The 7,197-nt window shown below is 39.3% G+C and carries 6 protein-coding genes and 1 pseudogene; 4 read left to right on the forward strand and 3 right to left on the reverse strand.

What is annotated here, in order from left to right; all coding sequences use genetic code 11:
* The 4 genes and pseudogenes from AC33VI_RS22000 to AC33VI_RS22015 all read left to right on the forward strand — a co-directional run.
* Nucleotides 1-676, forward strand: a 676-nt coding sequence (locus tag AC33VI_RS22000) for a polysaccharide pyruvyl transferase family protein (RefSeq protein ID WP_491784406.1), incomplete at its 5' end; no start/stop codon positions are given.
* A complete protein-coding gene (locus AC33VI_RS22005) occupies nucleotides 651-1,964 on the forward strand; it encodes a DUF4910 domain-containing protein (protein ID WP_491784407.1) in 1,314 nt (437 codons plus the stop codon). The genes AC33VI_RS22000 and AC33VI_RS22005, both read left to right, overlap by 26 nt.
* Before the next feature lie 220 nt (nucleotides 1,965-2,184).
* A pseudogene (locus AC33VI_RS22010) lies at nucleotides 2,185-3,525 on the forward strand (glutamate-1-semialdehyde 2,1-aminomutase).
* 51 nt (nucleotides 3,526-3,576) lie between these two features.
* Entirely contained in the window at nucleotides 3,577-4,443 is an 867-nt protein-coding gene (locus AC33VI_RS22015; RefSeq protein ID WP_491784408.1) for a glucose-1-phosphate cytidylyltransferase, read from the forward strand.
* Between the two features lie 86 nt (nucleotides 4,444-4,529).
* On the opposite strand, the gene AC33VI_RS22020 is transcribed toward AC33VI_RS22015, so the two are convergent.
* The 3 genes from AC33VI_RS22020 to ycf46 form a co-directional block, all read right to left on the reverse strand.
* A complete protein-coding gene (locus AC33VI_RS22020; RefSeq protein WP_491784409.1) occupies nucleotides 4,530-5,285 on the reverse strand; it encodes a hypothetical protein in 756 nt (251 codons plus the stop codon).
* A gap of 119 nt (nucleotides 5,286-5,404) precedes the next feature.
* Nucleotides 5,405-5,755 (reverse strand): DUF1257 domain-containing protein, encoded by a 351-nt coding sequence (locus tag AC33VI_RS22025; protein WP_491784410.1) that lies wholly within the window; start codon nucleotides 5,753-5,755, stop codon nucleotides 5,405-5,407.
* Nucleotides 5,756-5,897: 142 nt separating this feature from the next.
* On the reverse strand, nucleotides 5,898-7,197 hold a 1,300-nt coding region (gene ycf46 / locus AC33VI_RS22030), incomplete at its 5' end, for a stress-responsive protein Ycf46 (RefSeq protein ID WP_491784411.1).

Consider the following 7,197-nt stretch of genomic DNA (forward strand, 5'->3'; position numbering starts at 1 on the left):
CGAGCGAGTAGTGGGTTTCAAACGAGACGATCCTGTGTATGCGGATTTAGCTTTTAGTTTGCCGACAGAATCTTACGCCAGATCTTCAAGGGAGAGTAACTGTCAAGGTTTAGTAGGAATTGGTGCGATGTCTTACTTCAATCCTAGATCTTCTTGGCCCGAAAAGGACGAAACTATCTATCAGGGATATCTCCACAAACTAGCTGACTTTGCTGTTTGGCTGACAGAACAAAATTATGCTCTGGCTTTATTTCCTGGTCAAACTTCCCATGACAAGTTAGCTATTGAAGATTTCCAACAACTATTACAACAAAAAGGAGTTGCCGAAGCATTAATTATCGAGCGATCGCTCCTAACTGTCGATGAGTTGATGAGTCAGTTAATCGATTTAGATCTGGCGATCGCATCTCGCTTTCACGGAGTTTTATTATCTCTACTGTTAAATAAACCTACCTTGGCACTTTCCTACCATCCCAAGATCGAGATGTTGATGGCAGATACGGGATTAGATGAATACTGTCTCCAGATTGATGACTTCGAGGTTGAGGTGATGAAAGATAAGTTTAAAGCGATCGCCAATAATCGGGAAAGCATTGAAGGGCAACTGCAACATAAAACCAAAATATATCAATCTTCTTTAGCAAAACAGTATGAATATATATTCAATAACTTTTGATAGCTCGCAAGTTGGCTCGAAGATGCACCAATTAATCTCGGATCTTTATCCTATCTGTCGCAGCATTACAGGAGATGGGGTGAGAAAGACTTTATATTTATTAAAGCAACATCTTCCCCTAGAAATCCATGAAGTGCCGACAGGCAAACAGGTGTTTGATTGGACTATCCCCCAAGAATGGAATGTGCGAGATGCTTATGTGAAAAATTCCCAAGGGGAAAAGGTAATTGATTTTCAAAAACACAATTTACACTTGCTCAATTACAGCATTCCCATCAACCAAAAAATGTCTTTAGGGGAATTAAAGAAGCACCTATTTACTATTCCCCAACATCCCGACTGGATACCCTATCGTACATCCTATTACAGTGAAAATTGGGGCTTTTGTCTGACTCACAACCAAATGCAAGCTCTACCCGAAGATGAGTATGAAGTAGTCATCGATTCTTCTTTAGAAGCGGGAAGTTTGACTTTTGGGGAATACTATCTACCAGGAGAAACAGAGGAAGAAATACTGTTTACCTGCCATATCTGCCATCCTTCTTTGTGTAACGATAATCTATCGGGGATTTCTTTAGTAACTTTCCTGGCGAAACATTTAAACTCCCTAGACTTAAGATATTCCTACCGTTTCCTATTTATTCCTGGGACAATTGGCTCGATCGCTTGGCTGGCGTTAAACGAAGATCGGACTCATTTAATTAAACATGGTTTAGTAGTGGCAGGGGTGGGAGATGCAGGAAAGTTTAATTATAAAAAAAGCCGTCGCGGCGATGCAGAAATTGATAAGACAGTTACTTATGTTCTCAAAAATTCGGGCAAAAATTACCAAATAAACGAATTTTCTCCCTATGGCTACGACGAGCGACAATTTTGTTCCCCTGGTTTTAACCTCCCAGTGGGTAGCCTGACTCGCACTCCTTTTGGTCAATATCCTCAATATCATACTTCGGCGGATAATTTAGATTTTGTTAAAGCAGATAAATTAGGCGATTCTTTAGGAAAATATCTAGAAATAGTCGATATATTAGAAAATAATCGTACTTATATCAGTAAAAACCCTAAATGCGAACCCCAATTAGGAAAAAGAGGACTTTATGGCAACTTTGGCGGTACGCAAGACAAAAAAACTAAAGAACTAGCCACCCTTTGGGTACTAAATTTAGCCGATGGCAAACACAGCCTCCTCGATACGTGCGATCGCTCTGGTTTAGGTTTTGCCGTCATTCGCGATGCAGCTAGGGGTTTGTATGATGGAGGACTGTTGGAGGTAATGAGTAATGAGTAATAAGTAATGAGTAATGAGTAATGAGTAATAAGTAATAAGTAATAAGTAATAAGTAATGAGTAATGAGTAGTAGAGAATAACTAACAACTAATAACTAACAACTAATAACTAATAACCAACAACTAATAACTAATAACCAACAACTAATAACTAATAACCAACAACTAATAACTAATAACTAACAACTAATAACTAATAACTAACAACTAACAACTAAAAAATGACCATAGCTAAAGATAAAACCAAAGAAATAAATGACTTTAAAAAGTCCCAAGAGTTAAGAGAAAAGAGCCATAGATTAATTCCTGGGGGAGCGCATACCTATGCTAAGGGGGACGATCAGTATCCTGAATTAGCACCAGGATTTATCGTGCGGGGTAAAGGATGTCATATTTGGGATGTAGATGACAACAAATATATTGAATATGGCATGGGTTTGCGGGCGGTAACTTTAGGGCATGGTTAGGAGCCTGTAGTAGAAGCTGCTTATCAGCAAATGCAATTGGGATTGAATTTTAATCGCCCCGCCGCGATCGAACTCGAATGTGCGGAAATGTTTCTCGATCTGATTGAAGGGGGAGAAATGGTCAAGTTTGCCAAAAATGGTTCGGATGCTACTACCGCAGCTATTAAACTAGCCCGTGCCTATACGGGTAGAGATTTGGTAGCCAAATGTGCCAACCATCCCTTCTTTTCTACTGATGATTGGTTTATTGGTGCGTCGCCGATGAATTCTGGCATACCCCAAGCGATTCAGGATCTGACTTTGAAGTTTAACTATAACGATATCAATAGTGTTAAAGAATTATTCGCTCGCCATCCCAACCAAATTGCCTGTTTGATTATGGAAGCAGAAAGGATGGAGTTACCCAAAGATAATTTCCTCCACGAAGTTAAAAGAATCTGTCACCAAAACGGAGCATTATTTATCCTAGATGAAATTATTACGGGCTTTCGCTGGCATCTGAATGGGGCGCAAAAGCTACATAATATAGTCCCCGATCTTTCTACCTTTGGGAAAGCAATGGGAAATGGTTTTGCGATCGCAGCTTTAACGGGAAAACGGGAAATCATGGAATTGGGCGGTTTGCATCACGATCGCGATCGCGTTTTTTTACTCTCTACTACCTATGGGGCGGAAACTTCTTCTCTAGCAGCAGCAATGGAAGTAATGAAAATCTATCGAGAAGAAAATGTTGTCGAGCATTTATATCGTCAAGGAGGAAAGCTAATTGCAGGGATCAATCAAGCTGTAGCTACTCACAATCTAAAAGGTTATTTCGGCGTGGCAGGAAAAGCTTGTAATCTGATTTACTTGACTAAAGATTCCCACAAGCAACCTTCCCAACCTTTCCGTACTTTGTTTTTACAAGAGATAATCAAAAGAGGAATTATCGCTCCTTCCTTGGTGGTGAGTTACGCTCATCAAGATCGAGACATCGAATATACGATAAATGCGATCGGTGAAGCCCTCGGTGTCTACCGCAAAGCGTTAGATGAAGGAGTAGAAAAATATCTCATCGGGCGATCCGTACAACCTGTATTTCGTAGATATAACTAAATATTTAATTCTCATCTATATCAATAATCTAAATAACAAAAAAACATAGTCATGAAAGTTGTTTTATTTTGCGGTGGCTTTGGTACTCGTTTGAGAGAGCATTCCGAAACAATTCCCAAGCCCATGGTCGAAATTGGTTATCGTCCCATAATTTGGCACTTAATGCGCTATTACGCTCATTTTGGACATAAAGATTTTATTCTTTGCCTGGGCTATCGGGGAGACTATATTAAAAATTATTTTCTGAACTATAACGAATGTTTGTCTAATAATTTCGTCCTTTCTAATGGTGGCAGAACAGTTCATCTTTATAACAACGATATCGAAGATTGGCGTATTTCCTTTATCGATACGGGATTAAAATACAACATTGGCGAAAGATTAATGGCAGTCAAACCCTATTTGGCAGGGGAAAAAATGTTTATGGCTAACTATGCCGATGGTTTGAGCGATCTGGATTTACACCTTTATTTAGATAACTTCGAGCGATCGAAAAAAATAGCTAGTTTTCTCTGCGTGCAGCCCTCCCAATCTTTTCATGTAGTTTCTCTAGGAGAAGATTCTCTAGTCGATAATATTGCTCCCGTTGCTCAATCGAATCTTTGGATTAACGGTGGTTTCTTTGCTTTCAAACAAGAAATTTTTGACTATATTGAAGCAGGAGAAGAACTAGTTGTAGAACCCTTTCAACGCCTCATCGCTCAAAAACAATTACTCGGTTATAAAAACCCTGGTTTCTGGGCTTGTATGGATACCCTTAAAGAAAAAATGATGTTTGACGAAATGTATAACAAGGGAGAAATGCCTTGGGCTGTTTGGGAATCTCGATCTCAAACGCAACAAAATAACCAACTTGTCTCTAGACCTAGTTTTTATACCATGCCTAATGGTTCTTCTTATATTGGATTGAATAATTAAACGAGCTTTTTCTAATTTTTCAATGTTTTGGGAGAAAAGCGATCGGATTTGTGAGTCGATCGCTTTTTTATTTGCCAAGCAATTTATTATCGATCGACTAACCGAATACAATCAAAATCAAGATCCAATTCAATACCGCTTAATTGACGATTGACGATCGTGACATTTCCTTTGCTAGTACATTTTGTATCTTGAGCGTCAAATTGTACTGCTGGTTCGCTCAAACTTGCTACTTCGTTTAAGGCAATAAATTTACTTTTGAGGATTTCCTGTCGATATTTACTAGCATTATTAATTGTCGGTATAACTTTGGAAGTAATTAAACTGACAGTAGCGTTTTTATCCTCTGGGGCTTTGATGTTTTTTAAGTCGGGAATCGCCTGGAGACAACTATTGATTTGGGCTATCCTTTGGGAAATATCTCCCTCTTCAGTAAAAGCGATCGCAATCTCTAATTTCAAATTACTAGAATATTGCCAGTCAGCATTAGACCCGATTCTTTTAGAATACTTAGGTATGGGATTTTGATAGTCAATAATTTTGGCCGAACAACCTGGAACTTGAGTAATATTTTTAATTAACTGTTGAGAACTAGTTTCTAACAATTCGCTGGCGATTGCCAAAGAACTTGCAGTTGTCCTGATAGTGGCACTCATAACCCCTAACTCTGGAGTCACAATAAAGCGATCGCTTGCGGGATCGGAAGGCAAATCAGATTTATTTTCTGATTCGTAGCCAAAACTTCCCGCACTTGCTGAAGAATTAGATACTCTGGTTTTGCCACAGGAGATAAACAAGAAGAGAAAACATCCTAGCCAAATTAATTGAGAATATTTCAGCATATCAAACTCACTGTTTGGCTATATTCTAAGGGAAGTTGCACAATACAAAAAGAGCTAACAAATATTTGTTAGCTCTAATGCTTGGGAACGCGCTTTAACTTAAAATTAAATTCTTGTTTTTATTGAAGAACTAATTTAACATTGGCATTTTGCAAACCACGTTGCTTGACTTCAGCCAAAGTTTTGTTAACAGCATATTTTTGGTTGATAGAATTAATCAACTCAGTTTGGTTGTGCTTCTTAGCAACACCCCAAAGATCGGCAATTAAGTCGAAAGTACCGTCACTGTTCTCAGACCAACCCAGATCGTATTCACCTTCTAGAGTTGCAACGATATCAGCACGCAATCTCTGACCGTTATAACCGCGTACATCAGCGTTAGTTTGAACGTTGATACCAAGATCGCGAAGAGAATTAACTAAAATTTCAGAATCGCTGATTTTGGTGCGTAAAGTACTAAAATGAGACATAAGATTTCCTCCAGTAGAAGAGAAGTAAACAACAACTTTAAAGATTAATAACCGTTTGAGTGAAAACGGGTTATTTAGAAAATCACTAGCAATCGCTAGTTCTTGCTCTCGTGAGTTATTTTAACCCACAAAAGAAAGCCTGTTAAAACTCCAGTCGCTGATATTCAGCAACGGAGGCTGAAGCAGGTCTTGCCCTTTGTCCAGCCCAATCCCTTAAGGCTGTAACCTGCTCAGTCATGGTTCTAGACAGAGGTAGGGTAGCTTTAATCGCAGCAATAATATCTAGCTGCGTAAATTCCCTATCTTGAGCAAAAGCATCATACATTGCAGCGATAATTGCTTGCTCTATTTCTGCCCCAGAAAAACCATCAGATATTTTAGTAAGCTGTTCTAAATCAAACCTAGTAATGTCAGAACGTCGCTTGCCTAAATGTATCTCAAAAATATCTCTTCTCTCGGTGGAGTTGGGCAAGTCCACAAAGAATATTTCATCAAATCTCCCTTTTCTAAGAAACTCTCCTGGCAATCTTTCTACTCGGTTGGCTGTTGCCATTACGAATACGGGAGATTTTTTCTCCTGCATCCAAGTCAAGAATGAGCCAAAGATACGACCCGAAGTACCACCATCAGAATCTCCAGAACCACCGCCTCCAGCAAAAGCCTTGTCCAATTCGTCAATAAACAGAATTACAGGAGAAATAGATTCGGCGGTTTTGAGCGCGTTGCGCAAATTAGCTTCGGAGCGACCTACTGTAGAGCCATCATAGACTCTACCCATATCCAAACGTAGTAGAGGTAAGCCCCAAAGACGGGAAGTAGTTTTAGCAATTAGGGACTTACCACAGCCAGGAACTCCCAGAATTAGCATCCCTTTGGGTTGGGGAAGACCATATTCTCTGGCTCTCTCAGTAAAAGCGTCGGAACGTTGAGTCAGCCAGCGTTTTAGTTCTTCTAGCCCGCCTACAGAATCTATAGTTTCGTCTTCTTCAATATATTCCAAGATCCCATTACGGCGTATTAGCTGTTTCTTCTCTGAAAGAACTATATCAACTTCATCCCCAGTTAAACGACCAGCTTTAACTTGCGCCTTGCGATATACTTTTTCGGCTTCATCTTTGGTTAAGCCCAAAGCAGCTTTAAGCAACTTTTCTCTAGTTTCCGTATCTAAACGTTGAGTCTTACTTTCAGCAAGTCTAGAAGAAAGAACTTGATTTAACTCGCTCAAGTTGAGTAGAGGATAGTCTATAACCACAACTTCTTTTTCAAGCTCAATAGGTAACGTCTGAATGGGAGACATTAAGATAATAATCTTATCAGTACCTTTAAAGGCAGCGATCGCATCTCGCAACCATCTAGTTATTACTGGACCATCTATAAATGGATGGAGATCCTTGAAAATGTAGATACCATCTTCCTTTTGTCTGGTCGTCCATTCAATGGCA

The sequence above is a fragment of the Waterburya sp. genome, assembly GCF_058530065.1.